This window comes from Acinetobacter sp. IRS14, assembly GCF_034650275.1.
Classification (GTDB): Bacteria; Pseudomonadota; Gammaproteobacteria; order Pseudomonadales; family Moraxellaceae; genus Acinetobacter; species Acinetobacter oleivorans.
In genome coordinates, this window is record NZ_JAOVFN010000034.1 from 1 (window position 1) to 20,964 (window position 20,964).

General features: G+C 39.5%; 21 protein-coding genes and 1 riboswitch. Of the genes, 13 read left to right on the forward strand and 8 right to left on the reverse strand.

Features of this window, described 5'->3' with window-relative positions:
* Positions 1–67 precede the first annotated feature (67 nt).
* Positions 68–622: a TetR/AcrR family transcriptional regulator gene (locus tag ODQ17_RS18210; RefSeq protein WP_322905442.1), complete on the forward strand. Its 555-nt coding sequence runs from the start codon at positions 68–70 to the stop codon at positions 620–622.
* A gap of 54 nt (positions 623–676) precedes the next feature.
* Here ODQ17_RS18210 and ODQ17_RS18215 read toward each other — a convergent pair whose 3' ends face one another.
* The 3 genes from ODQ17_RS18215 to yddG all read right to left on the reverse strand — a co-directional run bounded on the left by ODQ17_RS18215 (position 677) and on the right by yddG (position 2,821).
* A complete protein-coding gene (locus tag ODQ17_RS18215; protein ID WP_003651015.1) occupies positions 677–910 on the reverse strand; it encodes a hypothetical protein in 234 nt (77 codons plus the stop codon).
* Between the two features lie 418 nt (positions 911–1,328).
* Positions 1,329–1,760, reverse strand: coding sequence for an SRPBCC family protein (locus ODQ17_RS18220; RefSeq protein ID WP_322905444.1), 432 nt, complete (start codon positions 1,758–1,760; stop codon positions 1,329–1,331).
* 128 nt (positions 1,761–1,888) lie between these two features.
* A complete protein-coding gene (gene yddG / locus ODQ17_RS18225; RefSeq protein WP_322905446.1) occupies positions 1,889–2,821 on the reverse strand; it encodes an aromatic amino acid DMT transporter YddG in 933 nt (310 codons plus the stop codon).
* A gap of 204 nt (positions 2,822–3,025) precedes the next feature.
* Between yddG and ODQ17_RS18230 the strand changes: the two genes are divergently transcribed.
* The 5 genes from ODQ17_RS18230 to uca all read left to right on the forward strand — a co-directional run bounded on the left by ODQ17_RS18230 (position 3,026) and on the right by uca (position 10,706).
* Positions 3,026–3,976 (forward strand): 3-hydroxyacyl-CoA dehydrogenase NAD-binding domain-containing protein, encoded by a 951-nt coding sequence (locus ODQ17_RS18230; protein WP_322905448.1) that lies wholly within the window; start codon positions 3,026–3,028, stop codon positions 3,974–3,976.
* Between the two features lie 235 nt (positions 3,977–4,211).
* Positions 4,212–5,375 (forward strand): zinc-dependent alcohol dehydrogenase, encoded by a 1,164-nt coding sequence (locus ODQ17_RS18235; RefSeq protein ID WP_062849162.1) that lies wholly within the window; start codon positions 4,212–4,214, stop codon positions 5,373–5,375.
* Positions 5,376–5,564: 189 nt separating this feature from the next.
* Positions 5,565–5,660, forward strand: a riboswitch (guanidine-I (ykkC/yxkD leader).
* A 28-nt stretch (positions 5,661–5,688) separates the two neighbouring features.
* A complete protein-coding gene (locus ODQ17_RS18240; RefSeq protein WP_013198315.1) occupies positions 5,689–6,429 on the forward strand; it encodes an urea amidolyase associated protein UAAP1 in 741 nt (246 codons plus the stop codon).
* Between the two features lie 15 nt (positions 6,430–6,444).
* Complete coding sequence (locus ODQ17_RS18245) at positions 6,445–7,098, forward strand: urea amidolyase associated protein UAAP2 (RefSeq protein ID WP_000217380.1); 654 nt, start codon at positions 6,445–6,447, stop codon at positions 7,096–7,098.
* A gap of 2 nt (positions 7,099–7,100) precedes the next feature.
* On the forward strand, positions 7,101–10,706 hold the full coding sequence (gene uca / locus ODQ17_RS18250) for an urea carboxylase (protein ID WP_322905451.1): 3,606 nt from the start codon (positions 7,101–7,103) through the stop codon (positions 10,704–10,706).
* A gap of 40 nt (positions 10,707–10,746) precedes the next feature.
* Here the strand turns inward: uca and ODQ17_RS18255 are convergent, their stop codons facing one another.
* Complete coding sequence (locus ODQ17_RS18255) at positions 10,747–11,283, reverse strand: NAD(P)H-dependent oxidoreductase (RefSeq protein WP_013198312.1); 537 nt, start codon at positions 11,281–11,283, stop codon at positions 10,747–10,749.
* Positions 11,284–11,376: 93 nt separating this feature from the next.
* Between ODQ17_RS18255 and ODQ17_RS18260 the strand changes: the two genes are divergently transcribed.
* The 5 genes from ODQ17_RS18260 to ODQ17_RS18280 all read left to right on the forward strand — a co-directional run bounded on the left by ODQ17_RS18260 (position 11,377) and on the right by ODQ17_RS18280 (position 15,370).
* Positions 11,377–11,742: a winged helix-turn-helix transcriptional regulator gene (locus ODQ17_RS18260; protein ID WP_191899396.1), complete on the forward strand. Its 366-nt coding sequence runs from the start codon at positions 11,377–11,379 to the stop codon at positions 11,740–11,742.
* Between the two features lie 220 nt (positions 11,743–11,962).
* Positions 11,963–12,088: a hypothetical protein gene (locus ODQ17_RS18265; protein ID WP_001000630.1), complete on the forward strand. Its 126-nt coding sequence runs from the start codon at positions 11,963–11,965 to the stop codon at positions 12,086–12,088.
* A 4-nt stretch (positions 12,089–12,092) separates the two neighbouring features.
* Entirely contained in the window at positions 12,093–12,527 is a 435-nt protein-coding gene (locus ODQ17_RS18270) for a CopG family ribbon-helix-helix protein (RefSeq protein ID WP_001118704.1), read from the forward strand.
* Between the two features lie 12 nt (positions 12,528–12,539).
* A complete protein-coding gene (gene atzF, locus ODQ17_RS18275; protein ID WP_322905454.1) occupies positions 12,540–14,351 on the forward strand; it encodes an allophanate hydrolase in 1,812 nt (603 codons plus the stop codon).
* The gene (locus tag ODQ17_RS18280) at positions 14,348–15,370 is read left to right on the forward strand and encodes an ABC transporter substrate-binding protein (RefSeq protein WP_322905456.1); all 1,023 of its coding nucleotides are present in this window, start codon (positions 14,348–14,350) and stop codon (positions 15,368–15,370) included. Before atzF ends, ODQ17_RS18280 begins: the two co-directional genes overlap by 4 nt.
* Positions 15,371–15,420: 50 nt before the next feature.
* On the opposite strand, the gene ODQ17_RS18285 is transcribed toward ODQ17_RS18280, so the two are convergent.
* From ODQ17_RS18285 to ODQ17_RS18300, 4 genes are all read right to left on the reverse strand, one after another.
* On the reverse strand, positions 15,421–16,302 hold the full coding sequence (locus ODQ17_RS18285) for an ABC transporter ATP-binding protein (RefSeq protein ID WP_322905458.1): 882 nt from the start codon (positions 16,300–16,302) through the stop codon (positions 15,421–15,423).
* On the reverse strand, positions 16,302–17,246 hold the full coding sequence (locus tag ODQ17_RS18290; RefSeq protein ID WP_009389057.1) for an ABC transporter permease: 945 nt from the start codon (positions 17,244–17,246) through the stop codon (positions 16,302–16,304). Before ODQ17_RS18290 ends, ODQ17_RS18285 begins: the two co-directional genes overlap by 1 nt.
* Before the next feature lie 95 nt (positions 17,247–17,341).
* The gene (locus tag ODQ17_RS18295; RefSeq protein ID WP_322905460.1) at positions 17,342–17,743 is read right to left on the reverse strand and encodes a hypothetical protein; all 402 of its coding nucleotides are present in this window, start codon (positions 17,741–17,743) and stop codon (positions 17,342–17,344) included.
* The gene (locus ODQ17_RS18300) at positions 17,736–19,076 is read right to left on the reverse strand and encodes an MFS transporter (RefSeq protein ID WP_322905462.1); all 1,341 of its coding nucleotides are present in this window, start codon (positions 19,074–19,076) and stop codon (positions 17,736–17,738) included. The genes ODQ17_RS18295 and ODQ17_RS18300 overlap by 8 nt, the downstream gene beginning before the upstream one ends.
* A 98-nt stretch (positions 19,077–19,174) precedes the next feature.
* Between ODQ17_RS18300 and ODQ17_RS18305 the strand changes: the two genes are divergently transcribed.
* Both ODQ17_RS18305 and ODQ17_RS18310 read left to right on the forward strand, forming a co-directional pair.
* On the forward strand, positions 19,175–20,071 hold the full coding sequence (locus tag ODQ17_RS18305; protein WP_322905464.1) for a LysR family transcriptional regulator: 897 nt from the start codon (positions 19,175–19,177) through the stop codon (positions 20,069–20,071).
* 106 nt (positions 20,072–20,177) lie between these two features.
* A partial coding sequence (locus ODQ17_RS18310; RefSeq protein WP_322905465.1) for a phage late control D family protein occupies positions 20,178–20,964 on the forward strand: 787 nt, incomplete at its 3' end.

A 20,964-nucleotide genomic window follows, 5' to 3' on the forward strand; every position in this document is an offset into this window, starting at 1 on the left:
TCATTTTAAGAGTGACGGCATTTCTATCTCTTTTAGATACAACAAAAAATTATTTTAAGCGGTATACATGAAAAATTTAGAATCTTCATTTAGAGCACTGCGCGTGCTTCACATAGCAAAAGATTTATTTAATCAAGATGGTTTTAATAAAGTCGGTGTCGACCGGATTATTGCCGAAGCCAAAATTCCCAAAGCTACTTTTTATAACGACTTTCACTCAAAAGCACGACTCATCGAAATGTGTCTCACTTTTCAAAAAGATGCCCTCAAAGTAAAAGTATTTTCAATTCTCAAATCTTACCGTGAAGAAATCGTGCTTGATAAACTCAAACAGATTTACCTTCTACATGCCGATTTAAATGGCTTTTATCGTTTACCCTTTAAAGCAATTTTTGAAATTGAAAAGCTCTACCCAAAAGCCTATAGCGTGGTGATTGAATATAGAACTTGGCTCATAAACGAAATTTATAAACTGCTTTTAACCGTCAAAACTACGGCTTCAATGAAAGATGCCCACATGTTTTTGTTTGTGATTGATGGGGCAATAGTGCAGCTTTTAAGTAAAAACAGTGTAGATGAGCGAGACAAGCTACTCGAGTATTTTTTTATAATGCTGTCTTAGTGATAAATTCAAACACTTTCTAAAAGGAAAAAAGCCCGTAACTGGGCTTTTTATTTATTCGAGTTCAAGTTGATCGTCATCTTTAGTGACTTTGATTTTCATCTTTTTATATTTACGTTTATTTGGATCTAAAGCAGAGTTTGTTACTTCATCAGCAAATTTTGGATTTTGCATGAGTTTTGCATAGGCTCTGTAACCTATGCGAATTCGGGTAGGCGGACAATCTGTTCTTTTGGAATAATATTCAATAAGTGAATTTAATTCCTTTAACAAACTCTGATGTTCCATTGGACTGATTATTTTCTATTAATTAGTAAGTTATTTTTAGCATACTAAACTTTAGAAAATTTCTAAAGATCAAGTTGATATACATTATCTTTGTTGAGTGTGATTTAAATTGCACTAATTTTATGTATAGTGATTTATTTTGCGTTTTATTTAAGATTTTTGATTTCTTTTTAATCAAATAGTCATAATTAAGGGTTAAATTAATTTTAGAAAAAGAAAATAGATAGAAGATTGCCACGAACAAGAACTATTTAAGCAATTTTCTCAAACTGTAGTATTCAGCTGACTTTAACGAGTCGGCTTTTGTTTTTGTGATTAGGTTTTTAAATTTCCTATTTGTAGAAATTGATGCAGCAGTTCATCCATACATCTACTTAAAAATAAAAGCCCAATAATGGGCTTCTATTTTATATTTTGATTAAAATTTGAGTTTCTTAAGCCCACGACTCACGCCATTTTGTAAGGCTGCTTTAATAATCGGGCCAATAAAAGGAACGCGACCTTTAAAGCTAATGGTGTAATCCAAACGAGTACGGTTATTTCCCAAATCAGTAAATTTCATTACACCACGATGGTCCTTAATTGGGCTAATACCGCTTGTGATTGCGTATTCGATCAGTTCATTTTCTTTATAGACTAAATTTGTTTCTACAAATGAAGGGGTGAGTGGAATAGACATTTTGCGTGCAGAACCAACACCATTACGGGCGTCTTTGCCGTTGCTAATCCGAGTCACTTTAGCAGGAGCGAAAAGTTTGCTTAAGTTTTCATGCTCACTTAAGGTTGCAAAGACTTTGTCTACGGGTGCATCAAATTCTTGTACGATGTTGATTTTTTGAGTTTTTAACATCTTATTCCCTCTATAAATTATTTTGACATGGACGATTGTCAGAATTTGGATATTAGCATGCTTTGGGTAATGGGGGAATTCTTCTTCGTCGGAGTTATCTTAAATCCGAAAAAAGCATTGCGATCAATCTACAATACTTTTTGGTCTTTTCTTAATTTTTTAAAGAAGGGCTGAATCACAGACCAGTTCGTTGAAACCCAGCAAATAAAAGAACCAGCCGTCACCATTGCTGTTCCTTGCCAAAAGCTCATCGATAATTGAGTTTGTAAAACAAACATGGCCAAAATAGACGAGATAATCGGGGTGAAATAAGAAGCCACCACAAGTATGGTAATGTTTCCATGAATGATGCCAATGTTCCAAGCAGCATAACCAAAACCCATGGCAGCAGATGCTACTAAAAGGGTGATGACTGCTGGAATATCCATTGATGCAATGGCGAATTGCCCCGAGACAAGCAGCTTGAGCCAGAGAGTGAGCGCGACACCAACAAAGAAAATGGAAATGGGATTTTGCCCATTGCTCATTTTTTTAGTGATTACACAGTAAAAAGCCCAGATGATGGCACCTGTAAATGCCAAAATATAGCTCAGTGGGTTGCTATGAAAATTATCGACAAGACTATTTAGACTAAAATCACCGCTTCCAGTTTGAATAAAAATAATGCCAGAAATTGAAATAAGTAAACCAAGAATAATAAGAAAATTAAACTTTAATTCCTTAAAAATCACGAAAGCCAAAACCGTTAAACTCGGCCACAAATAGTTAACAATACTAATTTCAATGGCTTGCCGTGCTGTCTGAGAATAAGCAATCGCAAATGAAAAGCACACCTCATAAGCCACGAACAGAATTGTGCCAAATATTAAGTATTTTTTAGAGATCTGCTTAAAATCTGGAACTTTGAAAATGGCAAGCAACAGTAGCGCACTTAAAGAATAAATAAGCGTAACACCTAGCTCAGGTCCAAGGGCGGCGCTGACTTGTTTCATCAGACCGACCAGAGATGCCCACATGAGAATGGCACTTAAACCAATCAATGTTGCTAGATTTTTTGACATAAAATTCAGTAAATAACGGTTAAAAAATGGTAAAAGATTAAGTTGTACTAATGAAAGGAATCAATTTTCAAGCTAAGGAATATAGGACAAATTATATAAAATATAAACAATTAAATTTATTGATTGGTTGAATCTGCTATGTTTATTTAGCATTCAATTGAGTAACGAAATTTCTTAATAAAACAACATTTTTACGAGGAAAATATGGAAGTCATTAAAACGGTTGGTGTTGTTGGAGCAGGTGTAATAGGTGCAAGTTGGACGGCCTTATTTTTATATAAAGGATTTAAAGTTAAGGTTTACGACCCATATCCTATAGATGAAGCGGTCTTTAAAAGCAGAATATCTGCAAATTTAAATGATTTATTGGCTTTAGATCAAAACGTTGAACGAACTCATACTCAACCAGATGTGCTGCTTCATCTGGAAATTTTTAATCATTTAAAAGATGCAGTCTCAGACGTAGATTTTATTCAAGAAAATGCCCCTGAACGTCTCGATGTAAAACAAGAGCTATATAAAGAAATCACAGCATATTGCCCTGAACATACTATTATTGCTTCAAGTTCATCGGGCTTAAAAGTGTCTGATTTTCAAAAAGAGGCACAACATCCTGAACGTATTTTATTAGGTCATCCTTTTAATCCGCCACATCTTTTACCTTTGGTCGAGATCGTTGGCGGTAATTTGACTGATCCTCAAATTTTAAAACAGGCTTCTGAGTTCTATAAACAACTGGGCAAAAATCCAATCATTTTAAATAAAGAAGTAAAAGGGCATGTCGCAAACCGTTTGCAGGCTGCGCTATGGCGAGAAGCTTTTTCATTGGTTGAACAAGGCGTGTGTTCTGCCGAAGATGTCGATGTCGCGATTACCAGTGGGCCGGGTTTAAGGTGGGCGCTATTTGGTCCCTACATTAATATGCAGCTGGCAAACCAAAAGGGTTTTAAAGAGGCAATTCATCATTTAGGCCCACCGATGACAGAATGGTGGAACGATATGCAAGCATTTCAACATTCAGATGAGACAACAGAGTTGTTAGAAGCAGAAACCAATCAGCTTTTAACTCAATATAAAGATATCGATTTATACCAAACCAGAGATAAGGGGCTGGTCGATATCTTAAAGCTCAGACAGCAACTCAAATTAGACTAAGTCAAATTTTTAAGACAAAGCCAGTCATTTTATTGCAGGGATGATTGGCTTTTTAATGGGTCAAATAATAAAAATATCTCTAGCTGAAATAATCCTACATTCATTAAATGTTACTGAAATCTCTGTCGCGTTGCATTTGAACTATATGCCTTACGTGAAGAGTAAGAATCGTTGCAAACCGTAAAGAAAGCCTCCTCATAATCAAAGGACATCATAGAAAATAGAGGAATATAAAATGCGCGCTCTTACTTACCACGGTGCAGAAGATGTTCGAGTAGAAACAGTAGCAGACCCTATTATTCAAGAACCGGATGACATTATTTTACGCGTGACTGCCACAGCGATATGTGGCTCTGATTTACATTTATATCGAGGCAAAATCCCTAGAACCGAGCAAGGCGATATCTTTGGGCACGAATTTATGGGCGTGGTTGAAGAAGTCGGTCCAGCCGTCACCACAGTGAAAAAGGGTGATCGAGTGATTGTTCCTTTTGTGATTGCCTGTGGCGAATGTTTCTTTTGTCAACTTGACCTGACCGCTGCCTGCGAAACCACCAATACAGGACGCGGCGCAATTATTAATAAAAAGCAGATTCCACCAGGCGCAGCTTTGTTTGGTTATAGTCATCTTTACGGCGGTGTACCGGGTGGGCAAGCAGAATATGTGCGTGTGCCAAAAGCCAATAAAGGCCCTTTTAAAGTGCCAACTTCACTGTCAGATGAAAAAGTACTGTTCTTGACTGATATTTTACCCACTGCTTGGCAAGCCGTGACCAATGCCCAAGTGAAACGTGGCTCAACCGTTGCAATTTATGGTGCTGGTCCAGTCGGACTGTTAAGTGCTGCTTGTGCCAAGATGCTCGGTGCTGAAAAGATATTTATGGTCGATCACAATGACTATCGATTGAACTATGCAGCGGCAACATACGGCGCCATTCCAGTTAATTTTGATGAAGTCGATGCTGCCGAATTTATTATTCAACATACCGACAATTACCGTGGTGTCGATGCTGTGATTGATGCAATTGGTTTCGAGGCAAAAGGCAGTGTGATTGAAACAGTTCTCACCAATTTAAAGCTTGAAGGTTCAAGTGGTGCAGCACTGCGTCAATGTATTGCTGCGGTTCGCCGTGGTGGTGTGGTGAGTGTACCGGGTGTCTATGCAGGCCCGATTCATGGTTTCTTATTTGGTGATGCTTTTGATAAAGGCTTAACTTTTAAAATGGGACAAACCCATGTGCATCAATATTTACCGCAACTCTTGGAATTGATTGAGCGTGGTGATTTGTCACCTGAAACGATTATTACCCATCGAATGAAATTAGAAGATGCCGCAGAAGGATATCGCATTTTTAATGAAAGAGAAGAGGATTGCCGTAAGGTAATTCTGCTTCCTTAAGATTCTCAATCTTATAATTTAGTTTTAAGCCTCTTATTGAAAGGGGCTTTTTTATTTTCAAGATGCACAATTTTTAGTGCAGCTTTTTACTTTCCATTCTAAATCGCACTCAAATTGCCCAAGTTTAGTATTACTTTTAATCAAAATCGTAATACTAAGCTGGCATGTCCTTTGCATAGTCATAAACAATCAAAAGTGATCTAGGGTTCCGATACTTACAGTATGACTGGACCGAGAGTTCACGGTTCCTAGCGAACTACACGGAGGGATAAAAGCCCGGGAGGAAGTCTAAAACTATCCGACAGGAGTAGCTATGAACACTGCAAGTTATCATAACAATCAGGCGATTTGGACCGAACTTTTACCCGGAGGACATCACTGGTCGGGTCGTATTCAAAAAGGAACCATTCTTAGATTTACATCGCTTGGCGCTCAGGCAAATGTTTCTTTGTTTTGTGTAAATGCTGCCGATGTGCTTGAACGTTTTAACATGCCCGACAGTTTAAAAGGGCAACATACCGCCTATTTAAAAACTTCCAATGTATTGTACTCAGACCTTGGCCGTGTCATGGCTTCCATTGTTCATGACGATCATGGTTGGAATGATGCACTTTGTGGTCCAAGTCGACCAGAACAAATTGAGAAGCAATTCGGCAATCGCACATTTCAAGATGCCCGCAATGATATGTACCAAAATGGCTTAGACAGCTTACTCATTGAAATGTGTAAATACGGACTTGCTAGCCAAGACCTGAGTGCCGCCGTTAACCTATTTTCTAAAGTTGTGCCAGATGAAAACGGCGCTTTGTCTTATGTCAGTTCTGACAACACCGATCAAACCATTGAACTGCGCTTTGAAATGGACTGCTTAATATTTTTATCTGCTGCGCCGCATGGTTTAGACACCAGCCCAATCTATCAACCTGCCGATATTCAACTCAGTTTATTTAGAGCCAATTCACTAACAGACAGCGATATTTGTCGTGATGCGTGTTCGCAAAATCAGCGTGCGTTTCAAAACACAGCCCGCTACTACGCGCTTAGCAATATTTAAATCAGGAGAAGCATCATGACAGTTTTACAATCATTTGAAAAAGCAGTTTTAAATGAAGTTTGTCCTGCGGGTGAAGCGTGGATGTGTGAGGTTAAAAAGGGCCAATATTTTCGAATTATTGACCTTGAGGGAAACCAAGCCGTCGATACTTTATTTATGAGCGCCGAAAACCCAACTGAGCGTTATAGCGCAATGGATACTTTGGCCATCAACCAACAAATCTATTTAGAAAAGGGCACCAAGCTCTACAGTAACTTTGGCCGTCCAATTGCCGTTATTCATGATGATAACTGTGGTCGCCATGACACCATTGGCGGTGCCTGTTCATGTGAAAGTAATACGGTTCGTTATGCACATGAAACGTATCCTATGCATAGTTGCCGTAACAACTTTATGTATGCCTTGGCAAAACACCCGATTGCGAAGAAGCATGGCTTGAATGTCCGTCACATCGGCCCAAACATTAACTTTTTTATGAATGTGCCTGTTACGCCCGATGGCCAACTTAAATTTGATGACGGAATTTCAGGACCGGGGAAATATGTCGAAGTTCGGGCAGAAATGGATTTAATTGTTTTAATTTCCAATTGTCCACAGCTCAATAACCCATGTAACGCCTATAACCCAACCAAAATTCAACTGGTTGTCCGTGAAGCGGAAGGGGTATAAGCATGTTTAAAAAAGTTCTAATTGCCAACCGTGGTGCAATTGCTTGTCGCGTCATTCGCACCCTTAAAAAACTTGGGATCGCTTCGGTGGCTGTTTATTCGGAAGCCGACCGAGATTCATTACATGTGACTTTAGCCGATGAAGCTTTCTTGATTGGTTCTGCGCCTGCACATCAAAGTTATTTAAATATTGAAAAAATCCTTGAGGTTGCTAAACAGTCGGGAGCAGAAGCTATTCATCCCGGTTATGGTTTTTTATCTGAAAATGCCGAGTTTTGTGATTTGTGCGAAAGCCAAGGTATTGCGTTTATTGGGCCTACTTCAAGCCAAATGCTCGATTTTGGTTTAAAACATACTGCACGTGAACTCGCAATTCAAAGCAATGTGCCTTTACTTCCGGGCAGTTCACTACTTGCAGATGAAGCTGAGGCCTTGTTTGAGGCAGCCCGTATTGGCTATCCGGTCATGCTGAAAAGTACCGCGGGCGGTGGTGGTATTGGTATGCGTCTGGTCTGGAATGAAACCGAGTTAAAAGATGCTTATCAAACCGTATCTTATTTAGCGCAAGTCAATTTTAAAGATGCAGGTTTATATTTAGAAAAATTTGTACAACATGCGCGCCATATCGAAGTTCAAATTTTTGGTGATGGGCAAGGGCAAGTTTTAGCGTTGGGTGAGCGTGATTGTTCGGTACAACGCCGTAATCAGAAAGTCATTGAAGAAACACCCGCGCCAGACTTAAATGAACAGCAACGTGAGTATTTGCAAAAAGTTGCGATTCAATTGATGCAGTCGGTGAACTATCGCTCGGCAGGCACGGTTGAGTTTGTTATGGACACCGAAACCCAAGAATTTTATTTCTTAGAGGTTAACACGCGTTTGCAAGTCGAGCACGGCGTGACCGAGCAAGTGTTTGGTGTCGACTTAGTCGAGTGGATGGTTACTTTGGCAAGCGGTGACTGGTCAGCACCGACTGAAAAGTTAGAGCCAACAGGACATTCCATTCAGGTTCGTCTTTATGCCGAAGACCCGATTAAACAGTTTCAGCCGAGTGCAGGCCTGCTTACACATGTTCAATTTGACCCGCAAGCCCGAGTCGAAACATGGGTTGAAACAGGTTCAACGGTATCTTCTTTTTATGACCCAATGATTGCCAAAATCATTGTGACTGCTGCAACACGGGACCAAGCCATACAGGTAATGGGTATTAGTCTTGCCAACACGCAAGTGGCTGGTATCGAAACCAATTTAGAATATTTGCAAAATATTATTGCTTGCGATGTGTTTGCTTTAGGTACTCAAACCACTCGATTTTTAAATACGTTTGAATGGAAAACTCAAAAAATTGAGGTGTTGCAGGCTGGTATTCAAACCGCCATTCAAGACGTAACAGGTCGATTAGGTTATTGGGATGTCGGGGTGCCGCCATCAGGTGCTATCGATCCACTCAGTTTAACTGTGGCAAACCAACTGTTAGCCAATGAGCCAAATACGGCAGGGCTGGAATGTACCTTGCAAGGACCAACTTTAAAGTTTCATTGTGACAGCCAAATTGTCATTACTGGCGGTGATATGCCGTCAAAACTTGATGGTGAACTTGTGCCGATGTGGCAAACCATCAATGTAAAAAAAGGCCAAGTTTTAAAATGCGGACTTATCCGTTCAGGTTGCCGTAGCTATATTGGTGTGAAAGGTGGTTTCGATGTTCCTGACTATTTAGGGTCACAGGCAACTTTCACTTTAGGGCAGTTTGGTGGGCATGCAGGCCGTAATTTATTAATTGGCGATATGCTGCCGATTACTGAATATTCCGCTCAATCGACCACAGCTTTAGCTCAAGCACAAATTCCAAGCTTTACCCAAAACTGGGAAATTGCAGTCATGTATGGGCCACATGGCGCGCCAGATTTTTTCACCAAACAAGATATTGATACCTTCTTTGCGAATGAGTTTGAAATTCACTATAACTCAAGCCGCACAGGCATTCGTTTAATTGGACCAAAACCTGAGTGGGCACGTGAAGACGGTGGTGAGGCAGGCTTACATCCTTCCAATATTCACGACAATGCTTATGCCATTGGTGCAATTGATTTTACGGGCGATATGCCAATTATTTTGGGGCCGGATGGTCCAAGCTTAGGTGGCTTTGTTTGCCCTGCGGTAGTGATTCATTCTGAGCTTTGGAAAATTGGGCAGCTTAAAGCAGGTGATAAAGTCAAATTTGTGCCTGTGAGTTACGCGCAAGCAAAAGCACTCGACCAAAAATATCATCAAAGCTTAACCACAGCTGATACGACTCAGATCGATTTTAATCCAACTATTCAAGCAGAACCCGACACTTTAAAAGATGCCGTTTTAGCCACTTTAGACGGTGAAGATGATTTACCAAGCGTGACCTATCGACCAGCAGGAAATAGCTATTTACTGGTGGAATATGGCGAGTTAGTACTCGATCTAAATTTACGCTTCCGTATTCATGCGCTCATGCAATGGGTCAAAGATCAAAACATTCAGGGCATTATCGACTTAACACCGGGTATTCGTTCACTACAAATTCATTTTGATTCAATTCGACTCGATCAACTGGAGCTTTTACAGAAACTTCAACAAGCAGAAGCCGAATTACCCGATATTCAAAATATGCAGGTGCCTTCACGGACGGTCTATTTGCCTTTGGCTTGGGAAGATTCACAAACTCAACTTGCCACCGAGCGCTACACACAAATTGTTCGTCCAGATGCGCCTTGGTGTCCAGATAACGTTGAGTTTATTCGTCGTATTAATGGCTTAGCTTCTAAGCAAGCAGTTAAAGATGTGGTCTATAGTGCAAACTATTTAGTAATGGGTTTAGGTGATGTGTATTTAGGTGCACCCGTTGCGACACCACTCGACCCACGCCAACGTTTAGTCACCACAAAATATAATCCTGCACGAACTTGGACACCTGAAAATGCTGTCGGCATTGGCGGGGCTTATATGTGTGTATACGGTATGGAAGGGCCGGGTGGTTATCAGTTTGTTGGCCGTACCACTCAAATGTGGAGCCGTTACCGTAAAAATGCCGACTTCGAAGATGGCAAACCGTGGTTATTACGCTTTTTTGACCAAGTTAAGTTTTATGAAGTTTCTGAGGCTGAACTTCTGCAAATGCGTGAAGACTTTAAGGCTGGCCGACTACACCTTCGCATTGAAGATGGGGTGCTCAACTTAAAAGAATACAACGCGTTTTTAAAAACACATCAAGACAGTATTCAAGCCTTTAAAGATATGCAACAAGCCAATTTCGAGGCTGAACGTCGCCGTTGGCATGAAGCGGGCTTGCAAGAATATATTTCTGAAAGTCTAGATGCTGTTGATGAAGGTGAAACCGTAGTTATTCCTGAAGGCGGCTGTGCAGTCGAATCACACATGCCGGGCTCAATCTGGAAAATCGAATGTGCATCGGGAGATATTGTTGAAGAAGGTGCAACCCTTGCGGTGATTGAGGCAATGAAAATTGAAATTCCAATTATTGCGCCCGAACGCATGAAGGTTGAAACTATTACTATTGAAAAAGGGCAAACCGTAAAAACAGGACAAGTGCTATTTACCTTGGCACCTGTGGCCTAAATTAAAAAGAGAGCATCAATATCGATGCTCTCTTTAAATCTTATGCTTCGGATAAATGCTTTAATACTTTATGACCATGTTCAACCGCTTCTAATTTAATTTTTGACTCTGGGTTACCTGATAAAGGCGAAACGTCATAAAGCAAGTAAGTGGCGCTTAACTGCATTTGCGTATATTGAATTGAATATTGAACCGCTTTTAAAAAGCTATCGATTAAGTTTTCTTGGTCGTTCACCATGTTGGCTTCTGTTTGGCCGACCGTCATACTAATAATGACTTTTTTGTCTTTTAATTTATCGCCCTGAGAGCCATAAGCAAACTGATAAGTAAAAACTTCATCAAACCATAACTTCAAAATTGCCGGCATATTAAACCAGAACATTGGATATTGCAGAATGATGGTGTCATGGCGTAACAAGGCTTCTTGTTCAGCACTCACATCAATTTGGTAGTCTGGATAAAGTTGGAAAATATCTCGGACTTCAAGGTCTGGATAGGTTTTTACGAGTTCATTCACAATCGTTTTATTTGCAATCGATTGAGCGTAGTAGGGATGAGCTAAAATCAGTAAAGCCATGAGAGTGCCTTTAAACTATAAAAATAATAGTCACTATAATTTTTATAGTATTGGCGTACAATAACTATCAAAGTTGATAGGTAGCATTTAAAAATGGCAAATACTGAAAATACATGTGAAGTCACGGTAAATGGAAAAACTTATCCATGTCATATCAGTATGGCTATGGACTTGGTGGGTGGAAAATGGAAATGCGTGATTTTGTATTATTTAAAAGATAAACCGAAACGCTTTAATGAAATCAAGCAACTCATTCCTACAATTACTGAAATGACGTTAAGTCTTCAACTCAAGCAGTTAGAGCAAAGCGGTTTAATCTCTAGAACGGTTTATGGTGAAAAAGCACCGATCAAAGTTGTCTATGAAATGACAGATTTTGGAAAAACTTTTAGGCCAGTTTTAGATTCTTTATATGTATGGGCTCATAGTTTGATTAGTCTATCTGAGGTTGCAGAATAAAAGTTCGATTCACAATTAGTATAATTAATATAAAAGATTGATTTTTTAATGCTCACTTCAATTAGCCCCATCCCTGTGCATGGGGCTTTTTTTTGCCCAAAAACTACTCATAAATACCCATAAAGCCCATCAAAACGACGCTTAAAAACTGGCACATTTTCTGCATCTCTTATCAGTAATACAAAAACTGAATTTGGTAATACCAAACTAGAGGTGCGATATGAACGATGTAAAACCCGTGGTTCAACCAAAGCAAACTTTAAAAGCCTTTTTAGTCGAATTGCTCAGCGTACGTGCAGGCGTATATATCAAGCAAAACAATCAGCCGCCTAAAACAAAAGGATAAGACTGTGGCAAAACAAAAGTTGGCTCGAATCAGTATTACCGTACCTGAATCGACACTCAATGCACTCGATCAAAAAATTGTCGAGCAGAACTATGAAAGTCGCTCGCAAGCCATTGTCGACATGATTAATAAACACCTGATCGCAGAGCAGGCGCAGGCTAATGAAGTCATGGTGGGCACCTTGACGTTACTTTATGACGCTAGCCAAATGACCTTGCGTAATCAATTGGTCGATTTACAGCAACAGTTTTTAGCGCAGGTGATTAGTTCACTTCATATTCAGCTCGACCAACAAAAGATATTGCAAGTCATGTTAATGCAGGGCGCGAGTTCTGAACTTAGACAAATTAGCCAGCAATTTATTGTGCTGAAAGGGGTGATCAAAGGACATCTAGAACTGATGGATGCCGTCATGCCGCCTATACAGCAGAATGACTAAATGAGGAGTAGCGTGTTGAAAAAATTATGGACAATCCAAGACTGGAAAACAGCATATCAAAACGGGCAAATCCATCTTACAGATCTGATTGGCTATGTTGCAGAAATTAAAAATGATGACCATGCGTGGATTGAAATTGCATCGAACGAGCAGATTCAGGCACAAATTGATGTTTTAAAAGATCAGAATATTGCTGACTTACCTCTATACGGTGTGCCGTTTGCAGTCAAAGACAACATTGATGTTGTTGGCTTTCACACTACTGCCGCCTGTAAAGAAATTGAATATTTAGCGACACAAGATGCTGCCGTAGTTGCCAAACTAAAAAAAGCAGGGGCGATTGTGGTCGGTAAAACTAACCTCGATCAGTTTGCGACTGGGCTGGTTGGCGTTCGCTCTCCATACGGTGCAGTAAAAAATAGTTTTAACCCTGAATATATCAGTGGTGGTTCAAGCTCAGGTTCATCAGTGGTGGTTGCCAACGGTATTGTGCCTTTTAGTTTGGGGACAGACACGGCGGGGTCAGGGCGTGTACCTGCGGGCCATAACAATATTGTGGGCCTTAAACCGACAAAGGGCTGGTTTTCTACCACAGGTTTAATTCCTGCATGTCGGACTATTGATGTGATTTCTATTTTTGCACTGCATATTGATGACGCTTGGACCATTGCCAATTTAATGCAGGGCTATGATGAAACAGATGAATATTCACGAGTACATCCAGCCAATGTACCGACTCAGTTTTCTAAACAAAAAATTGCTATTCCAGCTCAGCTTGAGTTTTATGGTGATCTTGAATCTGAAAAAGCTTTTTTAGTTGCAATTGAGCGCGTTAAAAAACTGGGCTATGAAGTTGAGAGTATTGATTTCAGTGCGTTTAATGAGCTTGCTGCCGCACTGTATAACGATGCATGGGTAGCTGAAAGAACAGCCGCCGTTGAACGTATGACAACACGTGAAAAGGCTCATCCAGTCATTGCTCAAATTATTGCGCAGGCAGATAAATTCAAGGCAACAGATGCGCTTCAAGCCGAATATAACCGCGCCGTTCTGGCTCGAAAAATTAATTTGGCTTTACAACCTTTTGATGCCTTGATAGTTCCGACAGCGCCAACCATTTACACCATTGCCGAAGTTGAAGCCGACCCGTTGACTAAAAATGCGCACATGGGGGCCTATACCAACTTTGTCAATTTTGCTGATTTTTCGGCTTTAGCTTTACCAAATGTACTTCGTGAAGACGGCCTACCAAGCGGCGTAACCTTTATTGCACCAGCTTGGCACGATCAGGCACTCGCTAATTTTGCACAGCTTTGGCAAACCGAAACATCGCTGAGTTTAGGTAAATCAACTCAACATTATCAAAAAAGTATAAACATCCAGTCGAATCATTCAGTGCAGCTTGCCGTTGTGGGAGCGCACTTAACAGGCATGCCACTTAATTTTCAGCTCACTAGCCGTAATGCCACTTTGCTCAAGAAAACCCAGACCACAGAGACCTATAAACTCTTTGCCTTAAAAAATACCACGCCACCAAAACCTGGCCTGCAATGTGATGCAGCAGGGACATCAATTGAAGTCGAAGTATGGGATGTTCCTTTAGCAAATTTTGGAGCCATTGTGGCTGAAGTTCCTGCACCACTTGGTATTGGTAACCTGAAATTAAAAGATGGAACATGGGTCAAAGGCTTTATTTGCGAAGCGTATGCCATTCAAGATGCAACCGATATTAGCCATTTTGGAGGTTGGCGAGCTTACATACAGTCACTCAATCAAACCGCTCAAAGTGTTGTTAGTAAAAATGTTGGGGAAGTTTCTATATGATTAAAAAAGCGTTGTTATCCGTATCTATTTTATCGGCAGTTGTATTGGGTGGGTGTGACAATACCGCTAAAGTACCCGAGGCTAAACAAGACGCTCAGGCATCTACAAATACAAAACCAATTACCATTGGATATAGTGATTGGCCGGGCTGGGTGGCTTGGCAAGTGGCTATTGAAAAAGGCTGGTTAAAAGAAGCAGGGTTAAATGTAGAGTTTAAGTGGTTTGATTATTCGGCTTCTCTTTCAGCTTTTTCGGCAAATCAGCTCGATGCTGTGTTGGTCACCAATGGCGATAACTTGGTAACCGCTTCTGGCGGTACGCAAGGCATGATGATTTTGGCAACAGATTATTCTGCGGGCAATGATGTCATCATTGCAAAAGAGGGTATTAATACCATTCAAGACCTAAAAGGAAAATCGATCGGTGTCGAAAAAGGCTTGGTTGATCATCTTTTACTAACGACAGCTTTGACTGACCATAACATTAAAGCGAATGAGGTGAAGTTAGTAAATTCAGCGACGAACCAATTACCTCAAGTGTTTAATAGCCCAGATATTTCTGCGATTGCTGTTTGGCAACCTGTTGCAGGTCAGGCATTAAAAGCAGTGGCAGGCTCTAAAATTATCTATACCTCTAAAGACAAGCCGGGTTTAATTTATGACACTTTGACTGTCAACATGAGCCACTTAACTGCTCATCAAGAAGAATGGAAAAAAGTTATTCAGGTGTGGGACAAAACAGTTAAATATATTAATGACCCCGCAACACATGCCGATGCAGTTAAAATTATGGCAAACCGTTCAGGGGTTGACCCAAAACAATATGAGTTGATGGTGAGCGGCACGCATTTATTAGATATCAATGCCAATAAGAAAGTATTTGCTAAATCTGAAGGCTTTGACTCGATTTATGGCTCTACTTATCACGTCAATAAATTTAACGTCGAAAATGGGATTTATAAAACCGAACAAAATGTAGATGGGCTGATTTATCCAACACTCATAGAACAGTTCAAATAAGCCAAATAAATAAAAAGCCCAAGTTGAACTTGGGCTTTTTAATGTCTTTCTTATTTTTCTGTACTGACCTGAGTCATACGCGGTATTTTTGGTAAGTCTTGTAAAGCAGGGTCAAGCTCATCTTCTTCAGCGTGAACTAAATAATCTACCTGTGAACGGAGCTGTTTAAACTCAGGTGTGCTCATTAAGTCGAGTGAGCGTGGACGCGGCAAATTAACTTCAATAATTTCCTTAATTTCACCTGGATTGGCTTTGAGTGCCACAATTCGGTCTGCCAGTAAAATAGCTTCATCCATATCGTGTGTCACAAAAATAATGGTGATATCAATGTTTTGCCATAAGTCCATTAAATGTTTTTGCATTTTTTGACGAGTGTGTGGGTCGAGCGCACCAAAAGGTTCATCCATGAGTAAAATTTTTGGTTGATTAACCAAAGCTCTAGCAATCGCAACGCGCTGTTTCATGCCACCAGAAAGTTGGTGTGGATACTGATTTTCATATTTTTCTAAACCAATAATATTAATCCATTCGCGTGCTTGCGCCTCTGCTGTCATTTGACTCGCGCCACGCATTTGCGGACCAAACATCACGTTTTCTTTTACAGTTTTCCATGGAAAAAGGGTATAGCCCTGAAACACCATGCCACGTTCAGGGCATGGTCCTGTAATGCATTCGCCGTCTACTAAAACCTCACCACTATGGTATGGGTCTAAACCTGCAATAACACGGCTCAGTGTTGACTTACCGCAACCAGAAGGACCAATCACACAAATAAATTCTCTTTTATGAATTTTTAAATCGAGCTTATTTAAAACAGTGCGTTCGCTTTGACCATGCTTAAAGACTTGGCTCAGTTGTTTAGCTTCTAAAATAATAGGTCGTTCATAAATTTTTTGAAAGTATTCATGCGCGTTAAATGTTGAATCGTTCATTATTTTGCTCCTACTTTCCAAGTGAACATCCGCTCACCTAACTTCATTAATAGCCAATCACAGACCAGACCAATCACCCCAATAATCAAAATAGCCGCATAGACGTTGTCAAAGTTTTGATAGCGTGCCTGTTGAGTAATAAACCACGTAATACCCGAGGTCGTACCAATCAACTCTGAAACAATTAAGTAGGTCCAAGCCCAACCCAATAGCACACGTAAATCACGGTAAATATCAGGTAAGGCCGCAGGAATCACCACATGAAATAAACTTTTGAGCTTATTGGTGCCAAGCGTATAACCAGCTTCAATTAAGCTTCGATCTACCATTCGGGTGGTATTGGCAATAATAAGAATTTGCTGAAAAAGTGTACCAATCACAATAATGGCAATTTTAGGTGCATCATTAATTCCTAAAATTGCCACTGCAAGTGCACCAAACGCAGGTGCGGGTAAGTAACGGAAAAACTCAACAAACGGTTCTGTTAACAGAGATATCCGCTTAGAAAAACCACACAAAATACCCAGTGGAATTCCAATCAATGAAGAGATAAAAAAAGCTGAAAAAACCAGTTTGATACTGTGCCATAAACTTTGATGAAACCACGGCGAATCAGGTTGTTCAGGTGGCGTAGTAAATGCAGTCACCAAAGCCTTAGCGACTTCATGGGGAGCGGGTAAATAAATTGGATTGACTAAAATACCTTGTGGTGGTGCAGAATTTCGATTGACTGCATTTTGTGCTTCGAGATAGAACACATTTTTATCAATGCGACTTCCTACTTGTAAGTAAGAAACACTTCCCGAACTCGTGATTTGTACTTGAGGATGCCAAACAAAAGGTAAGTAACTGATTGCGCACCAAAGACATATTGGAATAACGAAAGAACAAATACTGAGAATCAGCTTGTTCTTTCGCGTAAATTCCTTTGCAACATAACCCATATCGACAGCTCCCCATTTTGATCAGTATTACGATTTTCATAAAACGTAATATTGTTAAGCAAAATAGGTGCCATCTTTAAGGTGCTTTAGATGAGTTAAGAAGATGTGGGAATTAAAGTTTCATGCAAATAAACCCAATAACACTTTTCACCTTCTACTTTGATGCAGGCTGTGGATGTACGTACCGTCTCGGTTGCATCAGTTTGCTGATGTTCCTGATATTGCACCCAACAATAATTTTCAAATTCGTATAAAGCTGTACTCTTAATAATGTCGATTTTTAAAGAGGGTTTGTTTCCAATATTTTGACTAAATAAACTATTCACTTCTACGAAACCAATGCTATGACCTTGAACCGTTACCATCTTAAAATTTTGATCAAAGCTATCTAAAAGAGGCTTAAGACTTTGCTCTGCATTTTTTCCTGTAAATATATTTTCTATTAAAACATGTAGGTCAATGACACTTTGAATGGCTTGATCCATTTGTTTAGACATGGGTTTTCTCCTTTAAAACGGGAATGAGTGAAAGTAAGCAGAGCAAAGCTGCAATTAAAAAAGTATGTTGATAGCGAAGCAGATCGCTTGAGCCAGACATCAAGTTATATATGGAAATGAGAACAACAGTACCGACACTAAATGAAACTTGTCGATTAATATTCCAGAGCACACTTCCTTGTAATAAATCTTGGCCTGAAAAATCAATCAGTGAGCTAATTTGGGCAATATTTGCACTTAGACCGCCACCCATACCCATCAATAAATAAGCAATCACTAAAAAGCTGATGGGACTAGTGTTTGAAATATAAAACAAAAGAAATATGCCAAAGCTATGTAGTGTTATTCCAATAATAAGAAGAGACTTTTTTCCTAACCGTTGATAGAGCAGGCCACCACTAATCATGGCTGCGAGTGCCCCAGTTGCATAGAGCAACATGAATAAACCAGTTTGTTTTGCATTAAAGCCGAAATTAAGCTGTAAATTAAAAATATTGAGTAAGTTAACGCCAGTAAAAATACCCGGAACGGCGTAATAGACAATAAATGCATTACGTAAATTTTTATTTTTTAATAACTCAAGATTAAGAACAGGATGGGAAATTTTTTTCGCATGTCGAATATAAAAAATAAGCATTCCGACTGAAATTAGAAAACTCGTTAGAGCGAATGAGGCGTTATGGTAATCACTATAAAATGAAAAGGAGAGTAATAAAGATAAAAGGCTTATATTAAAAATAACCAAGCCTTTTATGTCTGGTTTTTCACTCGACACATTCTCTGTTTTTTTAATCCAGAACCATGCTAGGGCTGATGCAAGTAAAGAAAAAGGAAGGTTAGATAAAAATACCCATCGCCAATTCAATGAATCAATAATTACGCCGCCAATCGCAGGTGAAAATGCAGGGGCAATAAGCGCAATTGCCATAATCATGGTAGAAATGCGTTGGCGTTCTTGGTTGGGAAATAAGGCATATACAAGTGCTTGTCCGACTGGAATTAATAAGCCTCCAGCTACGCCTTGAATAAATCGCCAAAAAATTAAGCTATAAATCGATTCGCTAAAGTCAATAAAGCAGATGCTTATCGAAAATAAAAGCATCGAATAACACAATAACTTTTGGTTCCCAAGTTTGCTGGCTGACCATAAACTCATGGGCATAATTAAAATGAGGCCGAGAATATAAGCATTTGTTATCCAAGCGACCATGGATTGGCTAACTGAAAATGATGATGCAATATTAGGCAATGCAATTGCAGACATAAAAATGTTGATGCAATCAATAAAGAACCCAAGTAAAAACACTGTTGCTATTTTATATCGATAAGACATACCTACCTCCGTGCAGGCAGGGTAAGATCCAGCTCTTTTATTGTCGATGCAAGCGAAGTAAAATGATTGTTTGATAATTTTAAACAATTGGCTTAATTGTGCAAAAAAACCTCAAGCAAATTACCAGTTTTTTACAAGTCGTTGATTCCGGCTCTTTTACCAAGGCTGCTGAAATTTTAGGCTTAAGCAGATCAATGGTGAGTATTGATATAAAACAATTAGAAAAGCAGCTCAATACAAGCCTATTAATTCGCAACACCCGTAATATTTCATTAACTGAAATTGGTCAGCATTTTTATGAGGATTTTAAACAAATCCAACTTCAGATTGATGAGGCATTTGAACGAAGCCAACACTTAGGTACAAGCATTACAGGCACTTTACGGTTTTCGTCTACCAATGAATTTGGCCAACGTTTCATTTTGCCTTTACTTCCTGAGTTTTGTCGGCTTTATCCACATTTACGTTTACAGTATTCGTTTAATTCATCTCTCGATGATTTAGTGACTGAAAAATTAGATCTCGTTATTCGGCTAGGAAATTTAAAAAACTCATCTCTAAAAACTCGAAAAATCGGAGAATATCCAATTTATCTTGTGGCTACTCCGCAGTTTATAAAAGACCATTCTATAGAAAATATATCTGATTTAGCGAATGTTCCTTGGATTGGCCACACCTTATTAAATTGGCAAGATTCACAATATATTTTGCAAAACAGTTTAGGGGAGCAATATTCATTACCTTTTATTCGAAGTCAGTATGAATCAAACTCGGTGACTGCAATTCATCAAATGACTCTTTCATCTTTAGGTGTGGCGATTTGTCCTGCATGGTTAGTTGATGAAGATATTCAACAAAATCGCCTAATTCGGTTATTTCCTGATTTTTCGTTACCGCTACAAAGTATTCAATTACTTTATCCTCAGACCTCTAATTTACCGGCCAAAACGAGAGCATTTATAGATTATTTAATAGCCAATCTTTCTTTCAGTTAAACTAAAAAATATGTAAGTCATGGAAGATAAGCTAATTTATATAAATAGACAATTCTGTCTGTTTTTTATAAAATATCGATGATTATGACTCAGTTTTATAATAACGATGTCCCATAAAATATTTCAAATTTTAGATAGTTTAGGTTTGGTCGCACAGAATCGTGTACTTCATGTGCAATTTTCCAACCCATCATTAAACAATCAAGTCTTCTTACAACGCATTGAAGGCGAGCATACGCTCAACCAAGGTAGCGTTGCTGAATTACTGTGTCTGTCGACGAACGCACATATTGCATTAAAACAATTTATTGGCTGTCAGGTTGCCGTAGATCAGGTCACTGACACAGGCCAGTTTTTTAGAACAACAGGCATTATTACCGAAGCAAGCCAAGGGCAAAGCGACGGCTCACTCACCATTTATAATTTAACTTTAAAAGACCCAACTGCACTCTGGCATAAACGTCGTAATAGCCGCGTGTTTATGAACAAAAGCGTGCGTGATATTAGCGAAATTCTGTTTAAAGAATGGCAAGGCAAAAGCCCGTTATTTGCTTCAAGTCTAACGCTCGAAACATCTGGGTTAACGAAAGACTACGATGTACGTCCATTTGTGATGCAGTCAAACGAAAGCGATTATGACTTTTTAACCCGTCTATGGCGTAGCGAAGGTATTAACTGGCTGGTAGATGAATCACAACTTTTGGTCGCTGACCCGAATGCATCCATTCAGCCACAAGTGTTACGCTTAATTGATGAAAATCAGAATTATAAAGCTCTTGAACGCCGTAACTTGCGCTACCAGCGCAGCAGTGCTACAGAACAGTTCGATACCATTACCCAAGTCAAGGCAGAGCGCCGCTTACAACCAACCTCGGTTCATGTGCAACGCTGGC